This window comes from uncultured Polaribacter sp. (genome assembly GCF_947497695.1).
In the GTDB taxonomy this organism is placed as follows: domain Bacteria; phylum Bacteroidota; class Bacteroidia; order Flavobacteriales; family Flavobacteriaceae; genus Polaribacter.
This window is the reverse complement of sequence record NZ_CANMHM010000003.1, coordinates 391,615-414,494: the sequence shown is the minus strand read 5'-3', so window position 1 is coordinate 414,494 and position 22,880 is coordinate 391,615. Positions and strand designations below refer to the sequence as shown.

The window sequence follows — 22,880 nt, the reverse complement described above, 5'->3', positions numbered from 1 at the left end:
GTAAACTCAAATTATGTTTAAAAATTAAAAAAAGCAATGTAAAACTTATAGTTTTACATTGCTTTTTTTTAGTGCTTGTGAAAAAATAGCTTACTTCTGAAAGTGCCTTAATAGTAAAAAGCTCAAGTTATAAAACTTGAGCTTTTTTATGGTTTTTTGTGAAGGTTTGTAGTAAATTACATTTTCCTAGTCATTTCGAATGGAATGAGAAATCACATAACAGTGAGAACTTAACGCTGTACAACTTTATGCAATTTCTCTCTTTGGTAGAAAAGACAAAACTATCTGTTATCATTTACATGTTATAAGTATTTAAACAATATTCACAACACTTACACCACTATTTTTCTTTGTAATTTGAATCTGAGTAGGAATTCGTTCTTTTAAGTTTTCTACGTGAGATATAATTCCGATTGTTTTACCCTGAGATTGTAAGGTTTCTAAAGTAGAAATTACAGTTTCTAAAGTATTCATATCTAAAGTTCCAAAGCCTTCATCAATAAAAAGAGAATCTATTTTAACGTTTTTACTCGCTAAATCAGACAATCCTAACGCCAAAGCCAAACTAATAATAAACTTTTCTCCACCACTTGATGTATCTACCAATCTTGCTTGATCGGTTTGGTAATGGTCAATCAAATTAAAATTGAGTTCTTCTTTTTGTTTATAAGAATCTTCTATTTTTAAAGAATAACGCTTGTTTAACTTGTACAAATGCACATTTGCAAGATCTAATAAATGTTTTAAAGTTAAACGCTGCACATACACATTAAAAGCATCTTTAGAGTTTCCTAATATTTTAAAAAGGGTTCTCCAAGTTACACAAACTTTTTCTTGTGCTTCAATTTGTTTGTAAACTCCTTTATTTCGATCTCTAATTTCTTGATCTTTTCTAAAAACTTCTGCAATTTTACCTTTTTCACTAATAGCTTCTTTGTTTTTTAAAGTCAGCGTATTCAATGCTAATTTACTTTCTGCTTCTGTAGTTTCAAAGTTTTTGGTTTTGTTTAGAGCATCAGTTTCTTTAGTATTAAGATTTTTTAAAGTACGTAATTGTACCTGATTTTCTTTGATACGCTCTTTAAGTTCTGTCAGCCTTTTTTTATCTTCTTCTGGTAATAAAGCTTTTTCAATTTCTACTTTAGATGTAAACTCACTTTCTTTAATTTTAACTTCAAAAGCTGTTTTTAGTGTTTTAAATTCTGATGTTAATTTTTGTAGCTCTTTATTACTTGCTAATTTTAATGCTTCTTTTTGGTTTTTTGAGTCTAATAATTTTTGTAGTTCTTTTTTACTTGTTTCAACTTTTTCAATCAATTGTTTGCTTAATAATTGTAAACTTTTTCTTTTGTTTTCAATAGTTATATCAATTGGTAAAATAGTATTACGAGTAGTTTTTAATTGCATTACTTTCGTTTCACAATCACTAATACTTTTAGTCAAATCAATTTTAGCTTTAGAGACTATTTCTAATTGCTTCTTATTATTCTCAAAATTTGTATTAAAAACCTTTATTTCAGATTTTAATACATCGATGTTTTTTTGAACATTATTAAATTTAAAGATCGATTTTTCAATAGATTCAATAAACAAGTGTGTGTTTTCAGATGATGGTAATTGATACTTAAATTTAGCTAATTTTAGTGTCAACTCGTTTTCTGATTTAGAGTAAGATTTGGTCAAACTATCTATTGATACTTGTCTTGCAGCAATTTCAGTATTCCAGTTTTTTATTTTCTCACTCAAGGTAGTATCTTTGGTTTTTAAAACCTCAATAGATTGATGCTGTAATTTAACCCGGTTAGAAAGTGCGTCTTTGTTTATTTGCAGTTTTTGATTTGCTGCTATCTCTTCGTCTAATAATTTTATTTGTTTTGTTGCGTTTGTTAACTCGTTTTCTATTTTTAAAAAGTCAGTTAGACTACAAGTAATACCAGAAGCTTTTGCTTTTAACTTTGTAGCTTTAATAGCTTCAGAAATTACAGTGATTTGAGCGTTTAAATTTTTGATATTCGTATGCGATTCAGTTTCATTTTTATCTAAAGTATTTTTAGTTTCAATAAGTATTTTTAACTGTTTTTTTCTGTTTTCTAATTCTAATTCAGATGCAGAAACTCCAATAGAAACTAAGTTTTCTGTAAAAGGATGCTCAGTAGAACCACATAAACCACAAGGTTTTCCTTTGATTAAATGCTGACGATCATCTTCATATTTAGAAATACTTTTTTCTAAATTTAAAATCTTTTCGGCATCTTTTACTAACTTTTCTTGGGTTTCAATTTTTGACTTTAAAACATCTATTTGTTTTGTTTTCGTTTCTAATTCTGATAAAAAAACTTTCTTTTGAGTATCTATTCTTTGTAATTCTTTTTCGTCTTTTTGATGTTGTTCAGCGTAGTTTTTAAATTGATTCCAATTCGAATTTGATAAAGATTGCTTTTCTTTTTTTGCTAATAAATCGGATAAATTGTTTTTAGCTAGCTGAGTATCAATTGTTTTAATTTCGGATTCAATTTGTTCTATTTCTTTAGATTTTTTAGTCAGAACCTCTTTGTTAGTAGTCAATTCAGCGTTTGTGTTTGTTACCTCCTTCTTTTTTTGAAGTACAAATTCAGAACCTTCTTTAACCGTTTTTTTATCTGCTTTTAATGTTGTTAAATCTGTTGTCCAATTAGAAATTTCTAAAGCAACATCGGTCAGGAATTTATTTTCAATTACAAACGCTTCTTCAATTTTAATTTTAGATTCAGTGTTAACAATGCTTTTAGAAATAGTATTTTTTTCTTCTTGTAATGTAGTTATTTGTGAATTTAATGTAGTTTGTTGGTTAATTGCTTTTTGCTTGTTCTCAACTTCATGTTTTATTTGTCCATCAAGTAAAGAAATTTGCTCAAATTTTGGCAACCAAGTAGCAAATTCTTTATCTGCATTTTCAGATGCAATTGTTTGTGTTTTATTTTGAGTTTCTAACGTTTCAATTAAAGGTTTTAATTGGGTTAGTTCAGTTTCCAACGTTTTTAATTGCGATGAAATTTCAATCCTACTTTTCTGATTTCTATTTAAATTTTGGATCAGCTCTTTAAAAGGTTCCGCTTTTTCATTTAAGGTTAATAATTGAAAATCATCTTTATACTTTTCAATAGCAGCATTGATAATTTTTTCATCTTGCTTTAATTTTTCTGCTTGTTTTGTAATTTCTTGATGTTTTAAATACCAATTTACAATTAACTGAATCGTATTGATTTCTTTATCAGAAGAAGCAATCTCAAGTGTTAGGTTTTTATCTTTTTCAGTAAATTCTATTTTTTTTTCTTCGGATAAAAGGTCATCAGCATTAATTTTAGATTGAATTTCTTTTAAAGTATTTTCTTCTTTTGATTTTCTATCTAAAACACCTTGCCCAATTTTTTTATAAATCTGTTCACCAGTAATTTGTTCTAATAAACGTCCTTTTTCTGGTCCTTTTGCAGTTAAAAACGAAGCAAATTCACCTTGCGCCAACATTACAGATCTTAAAAATTGATCGTAATCTAATTGTGTAACACCAATAACATCAGTAATTACAGCTCTTTTTTGAGAAGATAAAATAGAATTTGTCGTCAAGTTTTTTAAACTGACTTCTTCTTGTGGATTTAGTAGTGTTTTCCCAGTAACTGAAGTCAAACGAATTCCCCAATAAGCTTCATAAACGATACCCTCATTTTCAAAAGTAACACAACTCGATGCTTTATCTGCACCATAACTTACCACATCAACCAAAGTACCTTTTGCAGCATTAAAACGTGGTACACTATGATATAATGCGATGGTTATTGCATCTAAAATAGTGGTTTTTCCTGCACCTGTAGATCCAGTAATGGCATACAAACCAACATCTTTAAATTGCTCACTTTCAAAATCAACAATAATAGGAGTATCAGACTTTAGAGAGTTGATATTTTGTAGTTCAATCTTTAAAATTTTCATAGCAAAGGTCTTTTATTGATTTTTAACAGATTGCAAAATTTCATTAAAAGCATCCCAAATTTCAGGACTTTTTTCTAAATCAAAACCCATTTCTTCACATTTTAGTTTAAAAACTTCTGTAGGTTGTAATTCTTTTATGGAAGCAGTATTTTCTAAAAGTTCTTCAATTCCCTTTACTTTTCGTTGGTTTTTTAAAGAAATTTTTAAAATTTCAAACGGATAGTTTTCAGCAGCTCTTTTTAAATCGTTGGTGTTTATTGTATTTTCTTCATCTAAAACAATTTCTACCCAAGGTGTTAAATTATAATTGTTAGTAGCAATTGTGTTAAACTTCATCATACAAGCAGACATTGTGCCTTTTAGTCGGTAAAATGCTCTAAAATTCGGAATGATAACTTCTTCAATAGTGTTAATTGTATTGTTTTCTATGTTTAAAACGAGTATTTTTTTATCGTAATTAACTTCACTAAAACTTAAAATATTTGGCGATCCAGAATACCTAATTTTATCATTTCCACCAATTATTTGAGGTCTGTGTAAGTGGCCTAAAGCCACATAATCAAAATAAGTAGGGAAATCTTCTGCACCAATATGTCCTAAAGAACCTACATAAATATTTTGCTCACTATCAGAAACTGAACCTCCTGTAGCAAATAAATGTCCCATGGCAATTACAGGTGCATTGGTTGTATTGATATGTTTACATTGTTTGGCAGAAGTTTTATAATGATTGATTAATGCTGTCTTGTATTTTTCTGTCAATTCATCAAAAGATTCACCTGCAACTGCACGTCTAATATCTCCATCGCGCAAATAAGGAACAGCAGCTACAATTACTTTTTCGTTGTTGATATCAATTTCAAAAACTTCATCTTCAATATTTTCTGCGGCTTTACCAACAACTTTTATAGACAAAGCATCTAAAATATGTTTTGGTGCATTTAAAGTACCTGGAGAATCGTGATTTCCACCTGTAATAATTATAGATTTACAAGTTGTTGCATTTAGTTTTACTAAAAAACTATAATACATTTCTAAACTTTGGTTGGATGGAGAACCTGTATCAAAAATATCTCCAGAAATAAGCAATACATCAATTTTTTGTTGAATAATGTATCTCTCAATCCAATTTAAAAACAAGGCTTGTTCTTCTTTTTGAGATTGTTCATGCAATCGATGTCCTAAATGCCAATCTGCTGTATGAAGTATTTTCATTTGTTGTTCTTTTTTATGAGCTTTTTCGAAAAGTGCTTTTCTTATACATTAGCTCAGTAGCGAAGTTAGTTGTTAGTTAAAACAACAACAACTATAAATGCTTTTTTTAATCAAAAGCTTTTTCTTAATTTTTTTATTTGTAGTTTTCCCATTATAAAAAGACCATGCTATATATTATTGTAATCATTGTTATTGTCTATGTTTTTTATTTCATATCTAAATCTCGAGAAAAATCAAAAACAATTCCTTTAGAAAAAAATAAAATACCAACACATTGGCACAACCTGTTGTTAGAAAATATTCTGTTTTATAAAAAACTGACAACAGATGAACAAAAAATATTTTGTGCTAAAATGGTTACTTTTTTATAAACGAAATATATAGAAGCAGTTTATTTTGAGTTAGAAGAATTAGATAGATTATTGGTTGCTGCAAGTGCTGTAATTCCTGTGTTTAGGTTTCCAAATTGGAATTACACAAATTTGACAACTGTTTTAATTTATCCTGATTATTTTGATGAAGATTTGCAATTTAATACAAAAGTAGAAGGGAGAACTATTGGAGGTTTGGTTGGCACAGGAAGATTCGAAAATCAAATGATTTTATCAAGAAAAGCATTATACCATGGTTTTAGTAATAAAACGGATAAAGGAAATACTGCTGTTCATGAGTTTATTCATCTTTTAGACAAGTCTGATGGTGTTATAGATGGAATTCCTGCTGCTTTGTTAGACAAACAATATGTAATTCCTTATTTGAAATTAGTGCATAAAAAGATGGAAGCAATTAATAATGATGCATTAGACATTAGAAATTACGGAGGAACTTCTCAAATTGAGTTTTTAGCAGTTGCAGGAGAATACTTTTTTGAAAGACCAAAATTATTAAAGAGAAAGCATCCAGAATTGTATGAAATGTTGGAAAGCTGTTTTGTGAGGTAGTTTTTTTTTAGTTAAGAATTATAGTCCATAAATAAATCGATAATAGAAATCTCTTCAGTGCTTTTCTAAATTAACTAAAATTATATTTGGTATTTCCTTATTGCTTTTTCAATATTTCAATTAACTTAGTATTTACATATACGTTTTCTCTTCCTATTTTTTGAGAGGTTAATATCCCAATTTCTTCCATTTTTTTCAAATATCTTGAAGCAGCTTTTCTTTCTACATTTAATTTTTCAACCACAAATTCTATTTTAGAATAAGGATGTTCAAAAAGTAACTCAATGAATTCTTTTCTGTAAATTTTTGGTTCTTGTTCTTGTACAAAAAGTATTGTTTCATCCAATAAAATTTTTACTGAATTTATTTTTTCAATAGTTCTGTTTGATGTTACTTCAATAGCTTTTAAAATATAAATGATATACTCAGTCCATTCATCTGTAGTATTTACTTTATTTAACAGGCGATAATAATCTGCTTTGTTTTCGTTGATATATGAACTTAAATATAGAATTGGAATATCCAAAAGGTTGTTTATGATTAGGTATAGAATGTTTAGAATTCTTCCAGCCCTTCCATTTCCATCATAAAAAGGGTGTATACTTTCAAACTGATAATGTAAAATAGCCAAATTAATTAGCGGATTTAAATCATTTTGTTTCACATTAAAATGTTCTAAAAAATTTCCCAATAAATCTAAAATAACATCTTTTTCTTGTGGTGGAGTATAAACAATTTCGCCAGTTTTATCATTTTTTAATACAGTTCCTGGCATTGAGCGAATTCCTGCATTATTTTCGATAATGGTTTTTTGTATTGTTTCAATATCTTTTAACTTAAAAAAACCTTGTTTCTTTACCAATTCAAAGCCTAAAAAAATAGCGCTTCTATAATTTATAACTTCTTTAACTTGTGTTGGTTGCTTTGTGTTTGTAGCTAATGCTTTGTATAATTCATCTTGTGTTGTAATAATGTTTTCTATCTCAGAACTATCTTTCGCTTCTTGCAAAACAACAGCATTAACCAACATTTCTTGATTAGGTATTGTTTTAGCAATTCCCTTTAATTCACCTAATGAATTTGAAGATTTACTCAATTGACGAAGAATTTCAATTGTTTCTATCTTTTCTCTTTTTGGAGGTAGTTTTGGAAGTCTATTGTTTTGGGACATTTTATCTCTAATGTGTTTAATATGTACTAAAAATACAAAAAATAGTTCATGTAAACTCGATGTGTGACTTTTTGTCTCATGTGAACTATAATTTCAATGCTGAAAAATTGTTTCAGGTTTTAAACTAAGAGAAACAAAAGTTAGTTTTTTTGGCTCAAAAAGACAATTCATTAAAAAATTTTTTGAGTAATAATACTTTTTTTTTAAAGTCAAAATTTCAATTTAATTGGGTCTTGTCTCGAATCAAAAAGTCTTACTATTTCAAGTTTTCCAGCATTTTCTCTATAGTATAGGGTGCTCTGTTTTGAAATGACACTTTTCCTTATCTGAAGTTCTTCATTAATTATCGGAAATATCTTCGGGTCTTCAAGTATCAAACCAATATTGTCGTCTACTTTATTAATGAATCTATTAATTATTCTTTCATTCCAATTTAACTTTAAGTATTCTAAAATAGATTCAATATCATTTTCTGCAGCAGGGGAGACCAAATTACTTCTTTAAGCATTTGTGAAGCGCTTTCTAATATCAAACATTACTTTTTTATGCTCTCTGCCTTCTCCTTTATCAAGTTGTTTAACACCAAGTCTAATAGCATCTTGTTGTTCTGGGGTTAGATTTTGCCAATCATCAAGTTCTTTCTTGCCGTTCATATAATTCAACAACACACCATAAGCTTCTTCCAATCGATTCCCTTTTAATGAATCTAATTTTCTAAACAAGTCTATTTTTATTTCTGCTGAATTCATAATACTATCTTTTATAGTAAAGATAATTATAAATAACAGATTATTAAAATTACCTCGTGTTTTTTTGGATTAACGATATGAAATCTAATAGGTCAAAGTTTCTATTTCTGTTTTTCCATTATCAGAATTCCTTTCTGTACTAATTCATTATGATAAGAAAATCCACTTTTCTTTACATAACAACCTACAAATGATAAGAATTTTAAGTTTTCTTTACATTCAAATAAAATGCATCTTTGTATTTTATTTAAAATATGTCCATAAAAACACTTTTAATAACACCACCTTTTACACAACTAAACACAGCATATCCTGCAACTGCGTACATTAAAGGTTTTTTAGACTCTAAAAATGTACAAACAACGCAAATGGATTTAAGCATTGAGTTGTTTACAACAGTATTTACCAAACAATTTATTGATGCTATTTTTAAACAAGCAGCAATGTTAGGGAATAAAGAATTGCCTTTAGTTTGGGAACAAAAGCAAGATTATATTGATAAAGTAGATGCTGTTATGGATTATTTGCGTGTGCAAGAAGTGACAGCAGCGTATCAAATAGTGCATAAAGATTTTTTACCTCATGGACATAGAAGAATCAAATTAGATAAAGATTTAAGTACAGAATTTGGAAAATTAGGCATTTTAGACAAAGCCAAACATATTGCAACGTTGTTTGTAGAAGAATTAGGCGATTTTATCAACGCCAATGTAGATGAGTTTTTCTCGTTTACACGTTATGCAGAGCAAATTGGTAGAGCAGCATCAAGTTTTGATGAGTTAGATGAATGTTTACAATTCGAAACTACGTTGATAGAAGATGAAATGTTGTATTTGTTAGATGATAAATTACAACAAGATGCTTATGATTTAGTTTGTTTTACAGTCCCATTTCCTGGTAATTTATTTTCGGCTTTAAGATGTGCTCAGTTTATCAAACAAAATTATCCAACTGTTAAAATTGCAATGGGAGGAGGTTATTGCAACACAGAATTGAGACGTTTATCTGACCCAAGAATATTTAATTTTGTAGATTTTATAACTTTAGATGATGGTGAAGGACCATTATTAAGAATTACAGAATTTATTGAAAATAAAATAGGAGAGAAGCGATTGGAAAGAACCTATATCTGTAAAAATAATAAAGTTGTTTTTACAGATAAAAAGCCCAATACCATATTTCATCATAAAAATTTACCTGCACCAAGTTATCTTGGTTTGCCCACAGAAAAGTACTTGTCTTTTTTAGATGTGATGAACCCAATGCACAGAATGTGGTCTGATGGAAAATGGAATAAACTCACCATTTCTCATGGTTGTTATTGGAAAAAATGCTCTTTTTGTGATGTTACTTTAGATTATATTGGCAATTATCAAAACACTACAGCAGATGATTTGGTCAATAAAATTGAAAAAATTATATCAGAAACAGGTATTACAGGTTTTCATTTTGTAGATGAAGCTGCGCCACCAAAAATGCTAAGAGCATTGGCAAATAAACTCATCGAAAGAAAAGTGTATATTACTTGGTGGACAAACATTCGCTTCGAAAAAACATTCAATGCAGAGTTGTGTGCCTTATTATCAAAATCTGGTTGTATTGCAGTTACAGGAGGTTTAGAAGTAGCATCAGACAGGTTGTTAGAGAAAATGAAAAAAGGAGTAGATATTGGTCAAGTTGCCAGAGTTACCAAAGCTTTTTCAGATCAAAATATTATGGTGCATGCTTATTTAATGTTTGGTTTTCCTACAGAAACTGAGCAAGAAACCATCGATTCTTTAGAGGTTGTACGTCAGTTGTTTTACAATAATTGCATTCAATCTGCATTTTGGCATCAATTTGCGTGTACAAGTCACAGTCCAGTGGGTAAAAATCCAGATGAATTTCAAATCAAAATTATTGGTCCAGAGTTTAAAGGATTTGCAGAAAACGATTTGTATCACGAAGATCCTACAGGTGCAGAACATCACTTATTTAGTGAAGGCTTAAATTTAGCTTTAAATAACTACTTAAATCACAAAGGTTTTGAGATTCCTTTACACGAATATTTCAATTTTAAAGTCCCAAAAATCACCCTAAAAAGTAATTTAATAGCAAATTGTTTAAAGGAGTAATTTCAATGGTTTTATTTGAAGCTATTTCCTGCTTTCCACTATATCTTTTTTTGTGAAAAACAAAAAAAGGATGCCGTTTTAAATGAAAAGCATTCAGCGACTCAATAAAAATAATAAAGCGGAGTTAATCAGGGCTAAACTTGTTTGCTAACAGAATTAAAACTTAGGTTATTCTTACTATTTTCTATTCAGTCTTGTCATTTCTAACGCAGAGAGAAATCACATGAAGCTGATAACCCAAACCTCACAAAGTTTGTCATTACGTAGGAATCTTTAACAGTTTGTTTACCATTTGTGTGGGATGCTTACAGCATGACAAACGTTATGAAAATTCAACTTTATGTGGTTTCTCAGTAAAGTTTGAAAAGACAAACGAAACCCCCACAAAGTTTGTCTTTCCGTAGGAATCTTTTGCGGTCTGATTACCATTTGTGAGAGATGCTTTCAGTATGACAAACTCCATAAAAACATCACTTTTACTGACATAATTACCACTTTTAAAAAGTTGATTAAAACATTTCTAAAAGATGTTATTTCTTGTGTTAATAGGCACTCAGACACTTTTTAATAATTATTAGCTTCCATTTCAATTTTCTTGGCTTGATTTTCGTGATTACAGAATCAATAAATAAAAATTAAAACATGTTTCATAAAAATTATGTAGCAGTGTTTTTTTAAAAATCAACAATAGTATGAGTCAAGTTAAAGAAAACAGCACAATCAAAGTAAATTATACTGGTAAATTAGCTACTGGTCAAGTTTTTGATACATCAGAAGGTAAAGAACCAATTGAGTTTGTTTTAGGAGAAGGAAGATTAATTCCAGGTTTTGAAAAAGGTTTAATTGATATGAAATTAAATGAAAAGAAAACCATTTCTATGACTAAAGAAGAAGCTTATGGAGAAGTTAATGAACAAATGATTCAAGAAGTAAAAAAATCAGATCTTCCAAAAGATATGGAGCCAAAAGTTGGTATGGGATTAGTTTCTAAATCGCCAGATGGACAAGAAATTAATTTAATGGTAAGAGAAGTAAAAGAAGAGAGTATTGTTGTTGATGGCAATCATCCTTTAGCTGGTCATGATCTTATTTTTGATGTAGAAGTTGTAGAAATTAATTAAACTGCAGTTTCATAACTAAAAATCTACAGATTTTTAATACAAGCAACCTTTGTTAAATTCGTTTCACAAAGGTTGTTTTTGTTTATTATTAGTGTCTTTAAAATATTTTTTCAACTAATTTTACGTTTCATAAAACAGTTACTTATGTAAGTCTTGTTTCTTAAGTCTTTTTAGCGAAGCAGTTTTGAATCTTTTTAAAGAAATTATATCAATTTTAAAAAGATAGATCATACATTTAATATTATCTATACTTTTGCAACATGAGCGATTTTAGTGAGTTTTTTGAAGCCATACAACAAAGCGTTAAAAATGACGAATTTGTAAAACTAACCTTAAGCAAACCTATCAGAAAAAAAGAAGGCTTGTTAAATGTTTATGTACGTTTATTATGGGTTGATGACATTGAAACGTATGAATTAAAATATAGATATGCTGAGGAAGAAAAATATGAAAAACTTTCTCTAACGGATACTTTATCAACCTTAGAAAAACTACTTTTAGAAACTTTTAGAGCAGGTACTTTATTTACACTTAGTTATGATTTATTAGTGATGGTTTCTAAAAAGAAACAAGTTTCTTGCAGAGACACTGCACCAAGTTTTACAAATAAATTACCCGAAATTCCAAGAAAACAGTAAGTTCTCCTCTTTTTCTATTAATTATCTACTAAAGAAGTTTCAGTAATTTTACTTTCTAAATTTTCAAAATCATACAAATTTTTATCTAAAAGATGAGAAGGATAAACATTTTGTAAAGCATTCATCATAATTGCATTTCTGTTTGGGAATTCAGTTTCCCAATCATTCATCATTTGTTTCACTTTTTTACGTTGTAAGTTTTCTTGCGATCCACATAAATTACAAGGTATTATTGGAAAGTTCATATAATCTGCATACACTTCAATATCACTTTCTTTACAAAAAGCCAAAGGTCTTAATACCTCTAAATCACCAGCATCATTTTTAAACTTAGGGGGCATCGTTTCCATTTTTCCAGCAAAAAAGAAGTTCAAGAAAAACGTTTCTATAATATCATTTCTATGATGTCCTAAAGCCAATTTATTACAACCTAAATCTTTGGCAGCTTCATACAAAGTTCCTCTTCGCAAACGAGAACATAAACTGCAAGTAGTTTTACCTTCAGGCGTTTTGTCCATTACAATTTTATAAGTGTTTTTTTCTATAATTTTATAAGCTACTTTTAAATTGCTTAAGTAATTAGGTAAAACTTCCTCAGGAAAACCAGGTTGTTTTTGATCTAAATTTACAGCAATAATTTCAAAAGAAATAGGTGCTACTTTTTGAAAATACAATAACATATTTAACATGGCATAACTATCTTTTCCACCAGAAAGACACACCATAATTTTATCTCCTTCTGCAATCATAGAAAATTGCTGTATAGCTTCTGCAACTGAACGTTGTAACTTTTTTGTAACCTGTTTTTGTGTTTCCATACGTTGCAAAAATAAGTTTTCATTTAAAATAAATAATCATCAAAATCACAAAAAGCGATTCAAATACTATAATTTTTAGGCGTTGGTTTCTGTAGAATGATATTAAATGGATATTTTTTTAGAATTATCCACTTTTTTATAAATTCGTTTAGTTTTTATAAAATAAATTACAGATATTTGCATAATATTAAAATAAAAACATGACATTTATTCAAAACCATCATCATCATTTTTACAATTGCCATCAAGCGATTTAGAAATGTATTGAATAAAATCAAAATATTTATAAACCTGTTTGAGCAAATCAAACGGGTTTTTTATTTTTAATTTCATAAGAAAATTAAAAATAATTCCGATTTAAAATCGGAATCTTTTAAGAAAAATTAGTTTGATTGTTCTAAATTTTAAAGAACAAAAAAAGATAATAAAATGAGTAACTTAAGAATTGCAGTACAAAAATCAGGTAGGTTAAACGAAGATTCAATGAGAATCTTAAAAGACATTGGTATTTCTATAGAAAATGGTAAAGATCAATTAAAAGCTGCAGCAAGAAATTTTCCTGTAGAAGTTTTCTATTTAAGAAATGGCGATATTCCTCAATATTTAAAAGACGGAGTAGTAGATGCAGCCATAATTGGCGAAAATGTTTTAATAGAAAAAGGAGCAGATATTGAATTTGTAGAGCGTTTAGGATTTTCTAAATGTAAAGTTTCTATTGCTGTCCCAAAAGAATCAAATGCAAATTCTTTAAAAGATTTAGACGGACAACGAATTGCAACTTCGTATCCAGAAACGGTAAAGAAATTTTTAAAAGAACAAAATGTAAATGCGCAATTACACCAAATTAATGGTTCTGTAGAAATTGCACCAAATATTGGTTTGGCAGATGGAATTTGCGACATCGTTTCTAGTGGTTCTACGTTATTTAAAAACGGATTAAAAGAAATAGAAGTGCTTTTAAAATCGGAAGCTGTTTTGGCAGTTTCTCCTTTAATTGATGATGAAAGAAAGGCAATTTTAAAGAAAATTCAGTTTAGAATTCAGTCTGTTTTAAAAGCAAGAAACTCTAAATATATTTTGTTAAATGCACCTAATGATAAATTAGATACCATTCTAAAATTGTTACCAGGCATGAGAAGTCCTACTGTTTTGCCATTGGCAGAAAAAGGCTGGAGCTCTGTACACACAGTAATTGGTAAAAATAAATTCTGGGAAATTATAGACGAATTAAAAGAAAATGGAGCAGAAGGTATTTTAGTGTGTCCAATAGAAAAAATGGTGCTTTAAACATATTTTAGTAAAATCTGTTTAAAGCATGCTGAACTTGTTTCAGTATCTAAAAATAAAAATAGTTTTTGGGCGTTTTAACGGGCTTTCCACTATATCTTTTTGCTGAAAAAGCAAAAAGGATGCCGTTTCAATCCCTAACGCAAATTGCAAGTTTGCAAACATTCCGCAAGTTTTTAAAAAGCTTGTCAGCATAAATTAAAAAAGTTAAAAATACCTACAAGATTTTAAAAACCTTGCAGGAGAATCAGAAAGAATGAAAACAATACTAAATCCGTCTAAAAAAGATTGGAATCAAATCTTAGAAAGACCCACAAAAACGGTTGATGATATTGAAGGTATTGTCAATGAAGTTTTTGCTGATATTCAAAAAAACGGAGACAAAGCAGTATCAAAATACACACAAAAGTTTGATGGTGTTGCTTTAGAAAATGCAATAGTTTCTGTAGATGAAATTCAAGAAGCAATTTCTTTAGTTTCCTCAGATTTAAAAGCAGCAATTACAATTGCTAAAGAAAATATTACCAAATTTCACAAAGCTCAAAAAACCGAAAAAGTTTTTGTAGAAACTACAAATGGTGTTGCTTGTTGGCAAGAAAAAAGACCCATAACTAAAGTTGGTTTGTACATTCCTGGAGGAACTGCACCACTTTTTTCAACAGTTTTAATGTTGTCAATTCCTGCTCAAATTGCAGGTTGTAAAGAAATTGTGTTGTGTTCTCCTCCAAATAAAGAAGGCAAAATTCATCCAGCTATTTTGTATGCAGCCAATTTATGTGGTGTTACTAAAATTGTAAAAGTTGGTGGCATACAAGCAATTGCAGGTTATACTTTTGGTACAGAAACCATTCCACAAGTTTATAAAATATTTGGTCCAGGAAATCAGTTTGTAACGGTTGCAAAACAGCTTTCGACCAAGTTTGGAGTAGCAATCGATATGCCTGCAGGACCAAGTGAATTATTAGTGGTTGCAGATGATGCTGCAAATGCAAGTTTTGTGGCTTCAGATTTATTAAGTCAAGCAGAACATGGGGTAGATTCTCAGGTTATTTTAGTATCAACATCAAAAAAACTAATTGCTGAGGTAGAAGTTGAAATTAATAAACAAATTTTAGAGCTGCCAAGAGTAGAAATTGCCAAAAAAGCAATGGAAAACTCAAAATCTATTTTTGTTGAAAACGATGCAATTGCGTTAGAATTAATCAATGAGTATGGACCAGAACACTTTATTGTTTGCACAAATAATGATGATTATTATATAGACAATATAGAAAATGCAGGTTCTGTTTTTATAGGCAATTACACACCAGAAAGTGCAGGAGATTATGCATCTGGTACCAACCATACATTACCAACAAACGGATTTACAAAAGCGTATTCTGGTGTAAATTTAGATAGTTTTAATAAAAGTATTACGTTTCAAAAAATATCTAAAACAGGCATTCAAAGTATTGGTAAATCCATAGAATTAATGGCATCAACAGAAGGTTTACAAGCACATAAAAATGCGGTTACTTTAAGGTTAGAATCATTAAAATAAGCTTTTTGTCATTCCTGCGAAGGCAAGAATCCATAAAAAGTAAATTAAATAAAAAATAATAATCAAAATGTCAGACTGAGCTTGTCGAAGTCTTTTTATAATGAAAACAAAATTTGACATTCATACTTTAGTTAGAGAAAACATAAAATCTTTAAAACCATATTCTTCTGCAAGAGACGAATATAAAGACGTTTCTATTGATGAAATGGTGTTTTTAGACGCCAATGAAAATCCGTTTGAAAATGGCGTAAATCGCTATCCAGATCCGCAACAAAATTCGGTAAAAGATGTATTATCAGAAATTAAAAATGTTGCCAAAGAGAATATTCTTTTAGGAAACGGAAGTGATGAGGTGTTAGATTTGTTGTTTAGAGCTTTTTGCGAGCCAAAAGAAGACAATATCATCACTTTGCCACCAACTTATGGCATGTATGCTGTTTTGGCTAACATCAATAATATAGAAAACAGAGAAGTTTTATTATCAACCGATTTTGAGCCAAAAGTAAATCAGATTTTAGAAAAAGTAGATGCAAATAGCAAAATGTTATTTTTGTGTTCGCCAAACAATCCATCAGGAAATAGTTTTTCAACAGAAATTGTAGCAGAATTATTGACAAAATTTAATGGGTTAGTTGTTATTGATGAAGCGTATATCGATTTTTCAGAAGAAAAAAGTTGGTTAGAAAAATTATCAGAATATCCGAATTTAATTGTTACTCAAACTTTATCAAAAGCTTATGGTTTAGCAGGAATCAGATTAGGAGTTTGTTATGCATCCAAAGAAATTATTGCAATTTTAAACAACATAAAACCACCTTATAACGTAAACGAATTAACACAACAAAAAGCTGTAGAACGTTTATTAAAGGTTGATGAGGTACATAAAGAAGTATTAGAAATCATAAACCAAAGAACTTTATTAATTCAAAATTTAAAAGAAATTAATTTTATCCATACAATTTATCCAACAGATTGTAATTTTGTATTGGTAAAGGTTGATGATGCAACAAAACGTTACAATCAATTAATTGCAAAAGGAATTGTTATAAGAAACAGAACAACACAACCTTTGTGCAAAAATTGTTTGCGTTTAACTGTGGGAACTGAGATTGAAAATGAAAAATTGATAAAAGCATTACAAAAAATATAGCTTTTAGCTATTTGCCATTAGTAATTAGCTATGAGCCAATAGCCAAATGCCAAAAGCAACAAAATGAGCAAAAAAGTATTATTTATAGACAGAGATGGAACATTGGTGTTAGAGCCACCTGTAGATTATCAATTAGATAGTTTAGAAAAGTTAGAATATTATCCAAAAGTGTTTCAATACATGGCAAAAATTGCTACTGAATTGGAGTATGAATTGGTGATGGTTACCAACCAAGATGGCTTGGGAACAGATTCTTTTCCTGAAGATACTTTTTGGCCAGCTCAAAATAAAGTGATTTCTGCATTTGAAAAAGAAGGCGTTGTTTTTTCTGAAGTTTGTATTGATAAAACTTTTCCGCATGAAAATGCAGAAACCAGAAAACCAAGAACAGGTTTGTTAACCAAGTATTTTTCTGAAGAATATGATTTAGAAAATTCGTTTGTTTTAGGCGATCGAATTACAGACATGGAATTGGCAAAAAACTTAGGTGCAAAAGGAATCTTTTTATCAGAAAACTCAGAATTAGGGGCTGATGAAATTGAAACTTCTAAACAAGAAATTTTAGACTGTATTGCTTTAACTTCTACTGATTGGAAAGCGATTTATGAGTTTTTAAAGTTAGAAGATAGAGTATCAGAAATTACAAGAAATACCAACGAAACAAAGATTTACATTCAACTAAATTTAGATGGTTCTGGTAAAAATAATATTGATACAGGTGTTAAGTTTTTCGATCACATGTTAGACCAAATTGGTAGACATGGAGCAATGGATTTAACAGTAAAAGTAGATGGTGATTTAGAGGTTGATGAACATCACACTATAGAAGATACCATGATTGCTTTAGGGGAATTATTCCACAAAGCATTGGGTAATAAATTAGGCATAGAGCGTTATGGTTTCTGTTTGCCAATGGATGATTGTTTGGCACAAGCAGCTGTGGATTTTGGCGGAAGACCTTGGTTGGTTTGGGAAGCAGATTTTAAACGTGAAATGATTGGAGATATGCCAACAGAAATGTTTTTACACTTGTTTAAGTCTTTTACAGATGGAGCAAAATGTAATTTAAACATTAAGGCAGAAGGAGATAATGAGCATCACAAAATAGAAGGTATTTTTAAAGCATTTGCAAAAGCGATGAAAATGGCGGTAAAAAGAGATGCAAATAAAATGTTTTTACCATCAACAAAAGGAATGTTATAATTTAGCGATTAGCTTTTAGCAGTTGGCTTTTAGCTAATTGCTAAGAGCAAAAAGCAAAAAGCTATAAAGATGAAATTAGTAATTATCGATTATGGAGCAGGAAACATTAAAAGCATTCAGTTTGCTTTTAAACGTTTAGGTGTAAATGCTGTTTTATCAAATAATATTGATGAAATAAGAGCTGCTGATAAAGTAATTTTCCCAGGAGTTGGTGAAGCAAGTTCTGCCATGAAAATGTTGCAAGAAAGTGGATTGGATAAAGTGATTCCTACTTTAAAACAACCTGTTTTAGGTATTTGTTTGGGTATGCAATTGATGTGTAATTCATCTTCTGAAGGAAATACAAAAGGTTTAGGTATTTTTAATGTAGATGTGAAGCGTTTTACAAATGCTGTAAAAGTGCCACAAATGGGTTGGAATGTTATTTATAACTTAAAATCTGATTTGTTTACAGGGATTAAAGAAAAAGAATTCATGTATTTAGTACATAGTTTCTATGCAGAAAACTGTAAAGAAGCAATTGCAACCACAGATTATGAAGTTGAATATGCATCTGCTTTACAAAAAGATAATTTTTATGGGGTGCAGTTTCATCCAGAGAAAAGTGGCGTTGAAGGAGCAAAAATATTACAAAATTTTTTAGACTTATAAAATTAATATAAAATATTAGAAGTTAAATATTAAAAGTGAGCTTTGAAAAATCAAATATTATTTAGAACAAAAAAGTTTGCTTTAGATTGTTGGAGATTTTGTTTTAAAGTTCCAAAGTCAAGAGAATATAATGCTTATGTAAATCAATTAATTAGAAGTTCAAGTTCTGTTGGAGCAAATTATAGAGCATCACAAAGAGCAAAATCTACAGCAGATTTTATTAATAAACTAAAAATTGTTGAAGAAGAAGCTGATGAAAGTGTATTTTGGTTAGAGATATTTGAAGAAGTTATACCAGAACATAAAGAAGAAATTTTAAAATTAAAGAAAGAAGGTTCTGAATTATTAGCAATAATTGTAGCGTCAATAAATACAGCAAAAAGAAATCAAAAAAAATAAATAAGTTAAAATAAACTAAAAAGTTAGGTATTAGATTTTAGAAGTTTTAAATAACCTACTTCTATTTTTACTTTTTAAATCTAACTTCTAACATTTAATATTAAAAATTATGTCAAAAAAATTAATTAGTTCAGGTTCTCCTTTTGAGGATGAAATGGGATATTCAAGAGCAGTAGTACAAGGAGATTGGGTTTTTGTATCTGGAACAACAGGTTTTAACTATGAAAACATGACCATTTCAGAGGATGTTGTAGAGCAAACCGAGCAATGTTTTAAAAATATAAAAGCGGTTTTAGAACAAGCAGGTTCTAGTTTAGATAAAATAGTACGTGTGACTTATATTTTACCTACAGCATCAGACTTTAATTCAATTTTACCCGTTTTAAAAAAATATTTGGGAACTGTAAAGCCAGCAGCAACCGTTTTTGCAGCAGCTTTAATTGATGATAAAATGAAAATTGAAATTCAGGTTACTGCTTTAAATAAGTAAAAATAGCTTTTAGCTCTTAGCAATCAGCTATTAGCTAAAAGCCAACAGCTAAAAATATGAGAATAATTCCAGCTATAGATATTATTGAAGGTAAATGTGTTCGTTTAACAAAAGGCGATTATAACACTAAGAAAATCTATAATGAAAATCCGTTAGAAGTTGCCAAAGAATTTGAAGATGCTGGTATTGAGTATTTACATGTGGTAGATTTAGATGGTGCAAAAGCGAGTCAGATTATCAATCATAAAGTATTAGAGCAAATTGCATCTAAAACCAATTTAAAAATTGATTTTGGTGGTGGTTTAAAGTCTGATAAAGATTTAGAAATAGCTTTTAATTCGGGTGCAAATCAAATTACTGGAGGAAGTATTGCTGTAAAAAACAGTGAAATTTTTGAAGGTTGGATTGAAAAATATGGATCCCAAAAAATTATTTTAGGAGCCGATTTTTATCCCGATAATTCTGGTGGTAAAATTGCAACTAATGGTTGGCAAGAAGAGAGTTCTTTAGAGTTGATTCCGTTTATTTCTGAGTATCAGCAAAAAGGGATTCAGTATGTAATTTGTACAGATATTTCTAAAGATGGCATGTTACAAGGGCCAAGTTTTGAAACCTATACCAAAATTCTTAACGAATGTCATGTTGAGCTTGTCGAAACATCTCTTAAACTAATTGCTTCAGGAGGAATTTCTACTTTTGATGAATTGCCTAAATTAGCAGCAAATGGCTGTGAAGGTGTGATTATTGGCAAAGCTATTTATGAGAATAAAATTAGTTTAAAACAATTGGAGAATTTTATAATAAAAAAATAGCCATTAGCTTTTAGCGGTTAGCAATTAGCAAACTGCAAAAAGCGAAAAGCGAAAAGCGAAAAGCAAAAAGCTATAAAAGAATGTTAACAAAAAGAATAATACCTTGTTTAGATATTAAAAACGGAAGAACTGTAAAAGGTGTCAATTTCGTGAATTTAATTGATGCAGGAGATCCAGTAGTTTTAGCAAAACAATATGCAGATTTAGGTGCAGATGAGTTGGTGTTTTTAGATATAGCAGCAACATTAGAAAATAGAGGTACTACATTAGATATGGTTTTAAAGATAGCAGAACAAGTAAATATTCCTTTTACAGTTGGTGGAGGTATTTCTTCTGTAGCCCATGTAGATAAATTGCTAAAATGTGGTGCAGATAAGGTTTCTATAAATTCATCCGCAGTAAAAAGACCTGAATTGGTCAACGAATTGGCAGAGAAATTTGGAAGTCAATGTGTGGTTGTTGCTATTGATGCAAAACAAATTGATGGAGAATGGCTCGTGCATTTGGCAGGAGGAACAATACCTACTGAGCTAAATTTGTTTGAATGGGCAAAGGAAGTTGAAAGTCGTGGAGCAGGAGAAATTTTATTTACTTCTATGAATCACGATGGTACAAAAGCAGGTTTTGCAAATGAAGCTTTGGCAAAATTATCATCAGCATTAAATATACCAATTATTGCTTCTGGAGGTGCAGGAAACATTCAGCATTTTGCAGATACTTTTACCAAAGGAAAAGCAGATGCAGCTTTGGCAGCAAGTGTTTTTCATTTTGGCGAAATACCTGTTTTAGAGTTAAAAGAAGCATTAAAAGAACAGAAAATACCTGTAAGAATATAATAATAGTTTTTGGTTTATAGTTGATGGTTATTGTACCAAAAACTACCAACCAACAACCAACAACCAAAATATGAACATAGATTTCAATAAAAATAACGATGGTTTAGTACCAGCAATCATTCAAGATGCAACTACAAAAAACGTATTAATGTTGGGTTACATGAATGAAGAAGCTTTTGCAAAAACACAAGCTACAAAGTTGGTTACTTTCTTTTCTAGAACTAAAAATAGACTTTGGACTAAAGGTGAAGAAAGTGGAAATGTGTTAAATTTAGTAGATATAAAACTAGATTGTGATAATGATAGTTTATTAGTTTCTGTAAATCCAAATGGGCCAACGTGTCATAAAGGTTCTGATACTTGTTGGCAAGAAGAAAACACGCCAAATTATAGTTTTTTGTCTACTTTAGAAAATGTGATTGCTGAAAGAGTAGCGAATAAAGACACTCAAAAATCTTATGTAGCAAGTCTGTTTTCTAAAGGAATTAACAAAGTAGCACAAAAAGTAGGAGAGGAAGCTGTAGAGACTGTAATTGAAGCGATGGATAACAATGATGAGCTGTTTTTGTATGAATCTGCAGATTTATTATTCCATTATTTAATGTTATTACAAGCAAAAGGTTTCACTTTAAAGGATATTGAAAAAGAATTAAGAGGAAGGCATAAATAGATCTTTTCTTATTCCAGTCAAGATAAGAATATATTTCATGTATATCAATCCTAAAGTAACTAAATAAATAGCTTGTTTGGTTATTTTTACAATTCTATTTGAGAGTATTTTAGATTAAATGTTTTTTTAAGGTTTTATCAAGTTTTGAAAATTTACAGAGGTTCTACCTATTTTAATAGTACTTTCGCAAACTAATTAAAATTTGATGCTTTTTAGAAACTCTAAAGTGCTTGTAATTCTAGCATTTATATCTATTTATGTGATTTGGGGCTCTACTTATATGTTTAATAAAGTAGCAGTAACAGAGCTTCCGCCATTTTTTTTAGCAGCCATTCGTTTTTCTACTGCTGGTATTATAATGCTAATTATTGCAAAATTGGTTGGTTTTAAAATTGAAGTAACTACAAAACAGTTTATAAATTCTGCAATTGCTTCTTTGTTTTTTCTAATTTTAGGAAATAGTATTTTTGTTTGGGCATTAAAATATGTAGATAGTGGTTTTGCAGCTTTAATAGCCTCTACTCAACCTTTGTTTGTATTGCTAATACTTAGGTTTATTGATAGAAAACCAATGCAAAAAAAATCTATAATTGGTGTTTGTTTAGGTCTTTTTGGGATGTATTTGTTAGTAAGTCAGCAAGAGTTGGTTACTTCAGAAGAAACCTTTTTAGGAATTTTAGTAATGTTTGGTTGTATTATAGGTTGGAGTTATGGTAGTGTTTTTGTGTCTAAAGCAGATTTGCCTAAAAACTTTTTTATAGGTACAGCAATACAAATGTTATTTGCTGGTTTTATTTTAACGGTGCTTAGTCTTATTTTTCAAGAAAATTGGACATCTCCATTAACTTGGACTTCCAACGTTCAAATATCTATGGCTTTTTTAGTTGTTTTAGGGGGTATTGTTGCTTTTACAGCTTTTAATTATCTTTTAAAAGTAGTTTCTACAGAAAAAGTAGCATCAAATGCCTATGTAAATCCTGTTATAGCCTTATTTATGGGATGGTATTTTTTAAATGAAAAAATAACCAATCAATCTATGATTGCATCTATAATATTGTTAACAGGTGTTTATTTTATCACTTCAAGAAAAAAAAGATAACATTATCTAT

General features: G+C 29.4%; 21 protein-coding genes. 15 read left to right on the top strand and 6 right to left on the bottom strand.

All coding sequences use genetic code 11. The features are described from left to right. Window positions 1-312: 312 nt before the first annotated feature. Window positions 313-3,966, bottom strand: coding sequence for an AAA family ATPase (locus Q0731_RS06145; RefSeq protein ID WP_299061318.1), 3,654 nt, complete (start codon window positions 3,964-3,966; stop codon window positions 313-315). Window positions 3,967-3,978: 12 nt separating this feature from the next. Beyond that, window positions 3,979-5,181, bottom strand: a complete 1,203-nt coding sequence (locus tag Q0731_RS06140) for an exonuclease SbcCD subunit D C-terminal domain-containing protein (protein WP_299061315.1) — start codon at window positions 5,179-5,181, stop codon at window positions 3,979-3,981. A 380-nt stretch (window positions 5,182-5,561) separates the two neighbouring features. On the opposite strand from Q0731_RS06140, the gene Q0731_RS06135 reads away from it, so the two are divergent. After that, a complete protein-coding gene (locus Q0731_RS06135) occupies window positions 5,562-6,122 on the top strand; it encodes a M90 family metallopeptidase (RefSeq protein ID WP_366915399.1) in 561 nt (186 codons plus the stop codon). Window positions 6,123-6,219: 97 nt separating this feature from the next. Here Q0731_RS06135 and Q0731_RS06130 read toward each other — a convergent pair whose 3' ends face one another. The 3 genes from Q0731_RS06130 to Q0731_RS06125 form a co-directional block, all read right to left on the bottom strand. Continuing rightward, on the bottom strand, window positions 6,220-7,293 hold the full coding sequence (locus Q0731_RS06130; RefSeq protein ID WP_299061312.1) for a Fic family protein: 1,074 nt from the start codon (window positions 7,291-7,293) through the stop codon (window positions 6,220-6,222). A 209-nt stretch (window positions 7,294-7,502) separates the two neighbouring features. Next, on the bottom strand, window positions 7,503-7,784 hold the full coding sequence (locus Q0731_RS13200; RefSeq protein WP_366915397.1) for a type II toxin-antitoxin system RelE/ParE family toxin: 282 nt from the start codon (window positions 7,782-7,784) through the stop codon (window positions 7,503-7,505). A gap of 9 nt (window positions 7,785-7,793) precedes the next feature. Beyond that, a complete protein-coding gene (locus Q0731_RS06125) occupies window positions 7,794-8,042 on the bottom strand; it encodes a hypothetical protein (RefSeq protein ID WP_299061308.1) in 249 nt (82 codons plus the stop codon). A 254-nt stretch (window positions 8,043-8,296) separates the two neighbouring features. Between Q0731_RS06125 and Q0731_RS06120 the strand changes: the two genes are divergently transcribed. The 3 genes from Q0731_RS06120 (at window position 8,297) to Q0731_RS06110 (ending at window position 11,915) form a co-directional block, all read left to right on the top strand. Next, window positions 8,297-10,156 carry a radical SAM protein gene (locus Q0731_RS06120; protein WP_299061305.1) on the top strand — a complete coding sequence of 620 codons (1,860 nt, stop codon included), beginning with the start codon at window positions 8,297-8,299 and terminating at the stop codon, window positions 10,154-10,156. A gap of 692 nt (window positions 10,157-10,848) precedes the next feature. Then, on the top strand, window positions 10,849-11,277 hold the full coding sequence (locus Q0731_RS06115) for a peptidylprolyl isomerase (RefSeq protein ID WP_299061302.1): 429 nt from the start codon (window positions 10,849-10,851) through the stop codon (window positions 11,275-11,277). A gap of 260 nt (window positions 11,278-11,537) precedes the next feature. Continuing rightward, window positions 11,538-11,915 carry a hypothetical protein gene (locus Q0731_RS06110; protein ID WP_299061299.1) on the top strand — a complete coding sequence of 126 codons (378 nt, stop codon included), beginning with the start codon at window positions 11,538-11,540 and terminating at the stop codon, window positions 11,913-11,915. A gap of 17 nt (window positions 11,916-11,932) precedes the next feature. Here the strand turns inward: Q0731_RS06110 and ttcA are convergent, their stop codons facing one another. Continuing rightward, window positions 11,933-12,733, bottom strand: a complete 801-nt coding sequence (gene ttcA / locus Q0731_RS06105) for a tRNA 2-thiocytidine(32) synthetase TtcA (protein ID WP_299061297.1) — start codon at window positions 12,731-12,733, stop codon at window positions 11,933-11,935. A 429-nt stretch (window positions 12,734-13,162) separates the two neighbouring features. Between ttcA and hisG the strand changes: the two genes are divergently transcribed. From hisG to Q0731_RS06050, 11 genes are all read left to right on the top strand, one after another. Then, window positions 13,163-14,020: an ATP phosphoribosyltransferase gene (gene hisG, locus Q0731_RS06100; RefSeq protein ID WP_299061294.1), complete on the top strand. Its 858-nt coding sequence runs from the start codon at window positions 13,163-13,165 to the stop codon at window positions 14,018-14,020. Between the two features lie 256 nt (window positions 14,021-14,276). After that, window positions 14,277-15,560 (top strand): histidinol dehydrogenase, encoded by a 1,284-nt coding sequence (gene hisD / locus Q0731_RS06095; protein WP_299061291.1) that lies wholly within the window; start codon window positions 14,277-14,279, stop codon window positions 15,558-15,560. Between the two features lie 100 nt (window positions 15,561-15,660). Then, window positions 15,661-16,710 (top strand): histidinol-phosphate transaminase, encoded by a 1,050-nt coding sequence (gene hisC, locus Q0731_RS06090; RefSeq protein WP_299061288.1) that lies wholly within the window; start codon window positions 15,661-15,663, stop codon window positions 16,708-16,710. 63 nt (window positions 16,711-16,773) lie between these two features. Further along, on the top strand, window positions 16,774-17,913 hold the full coding sequence (gene hisB / locus Q0731_RS06085) for a bifunctional histidinol-phosphatase/imidazoleglycerol-phosphate dehydratase HisB (RefSeq protein WP_299061286.1): 1,140 nt from the start codon (window positions 16,774-16,776) through the stop codon (window positions 17,911-17,913). Between the two features lie 69 nt (window positions 17,914-17,982). Beyond that, complete coding sequence (gene hisH / locus Q0731_RS06080) at window positions 17,983-18,564, top strand: imidazole glycerol phosphate synthase subunit HisH (protein WP_299061283.1); 582 nt, start codon at window positions 17,983-17,985, stop codon at window positions 18,562-18,564. A 42-nt stretch (window positions 18,565-18,606) separates the two neighbouring features. Further along, entirely contained in the window at window positions 18,607-18,963 is a 357-nt protein-coding gene (locus Q0731_RS06075; protein WP_299061280.1) for a four helix bundle protein, read from the top strand. A 109-nt stretch (window positions 18,964-19,072) separates the two neighbouring features. Continuing rightward, window positions 19,073-19,453: a RidA family protein gene (locus tag Q0731_RS06070; RefSeq protein WP_299061278.1), complete on the top strand. Its 381-nt coding sequence runs from the start codon at window positions 19,073-19,075 to the stop codon at window positions 19,451-19,453. Between the two features lie 56 nt (window positions 19,454-19,509). Next, window positions 19,510-20,265 (top strand): 1-(5-phosphoribosyl)-5-[(5-phosphoribosylamino)methylideneamino]imidazole-4-carboxamide isomerase, encoded by a 756-nt coding sequence (gene hisA / locus Q0731_RS06065; protein ID WP_299061275.1) that lies wholly within the window; start codon window positions 19,510-19,512, stop codon window positions 20,263-20,265. 80 nt (window positions 20,266-20,345) lie between these two features. Continuing rightward, window positions 20,346-21,101, top strand: coding sequence for an imidazole glycerol phosphate synthase subunit HisF (gene hisF / locus Q0731_RS06060; protein ID WP_299061273.1), 756 nt, complete (start codon window positions 20,346-20,348; stop codon window positions 21,099-21,101). Between the two features lie 16 nt (window positions 21,102-21,117). Next, a complete protein-coding gene (gene hisIE, locus Q0731_RS06055; RefSeq protein ID WP_299061341.1) occupies window positions 21,118-21,771 on the top strand; it encodes a bifunctional phosphoribosyl-AMP cyclohydrolase/phosphoribosyl-ATP diphosphatase HisIE in 654 nt (217 codons plus the stop codon). Window positions 21,772-21,976: 205 nt separating this feature from the next. Beyond that, entirely contained in the window at window positions 21,977-22,870 is an 894-nt protein-coding gene (locus Q0731_RS06050; RefSeq protein WP_299061271.1) for an EamA family transporter, read from the top strand. Window positions 22,871-22,880 lie beyond the last annotated feature (10 nt).

Coding starts and splice junctions, on each gene's coding strand:
- Q0731_RS06120 (WP_299061305.1), top strand. CDS start 8,297: ATGTCCATAAAAACACTTTTAATAACACCACCTTTTACACAACTAAAC.
- hisA (WP_299061275.1), top strand. CDS start 19,510: ATGAGAATAATTCCAGCTATAGATATTATTGAAGGTAAATGTGTTCGT.
- Q0731_RS06110 (WP_299061299.1), top strand. CDS start 11,538: ATGAGCGATTTTAGTGAGTTTTTTGAAGCCATACAACAAAGCGTTAAA.
- hisH (WP_299061283.1), top strand. CDS start 17,983: ATGAAATTAGTAATTATCGATTATGGAGCAGGAAACATTAAAAGCATT.
- hisD (WP_299061291.1), top strand. CDS start 14,277: ATGAAAACAATACTAAATCCGTCTAAAAAAGATTGGAATCAAATCTTA.
- hisB (WP_299061286.1), top strand. CDS start 16,774: ATGAGCAAAAAAGTATTATTTATAGACAGAGATGGAACATTGGTGTTA.
- hisG (WP_299061294.1), top strand. CDS start 13,163: ATGAGTAACTTAAGAATTGCAGTACAAAAATCAGGTAGGTTAAACGAA.
- Q0731_RS06125 (WP_299061308.1), bottom strand. CDS start 8,042: ATGAATTCAGCAGAAATAAAAATAGACTTGTTTAGAAAATTAGATTCA.
- ttcA (WP_299061297.1), bottom strand. CDS start 12,733: ATGGAAACACAAAAACAGGTTACAAAAAAGTTACAACGTTCAGTTGCA.
- Q0731_RS06130 (WP_299061312.1), bottom strand. CDS start 7,293: ATGTCCCAAAACAATAGACTTCCAAAACTACCTCCAAAAAGAGAAAAG.
- Q0731_RS06140 (WP_299061315.1), bottom strand. CDS start 5,181: ATGAAAATACTTCATACAGCAGATTGGCATTTAGGACATCGATTGCAT.
- hisF (WP_299061273.1), top strand. CDS start 20,346: ATGTTAACAAAAAGAATAATACCTTGTTTAGATATTAAAAACGGAAGA.
- Q0731_RS06050 (WP_299061271.1), top strand. CDS start 21,977: ATGCTTTTTAGAAACTCTAAAGTGCTTGTAATTCTAGCATTTATATCT.
- Q0731_RS06070 (WP_299061278.1), top strand. CDS start 19,073: ATGTCAAAAAAATTAATTAGTTCAGGTTCTCCTTTTGAGGATGAAATG.
- Q0731_RS06145 (WP_299061318.1), bottom strand. CDS start 3,966: ATGAAAATTTTAAAGATTGAACTACAAAATATCAACTCTCTAAAGTCT.
- hisC (WP_299061288.1), top strand. CDS start 15,661: ATGAAAACAAAATTTGACATTCATACTTTAGTTAGAGAAAACATAAAA.
- Q0731_RS06115 (WP_299061302.1), top strand. CDS start 10,849: ATGAGTCAAGTTAAAGAAAACAGCACAATCAAAGTAAATTATACTGGT.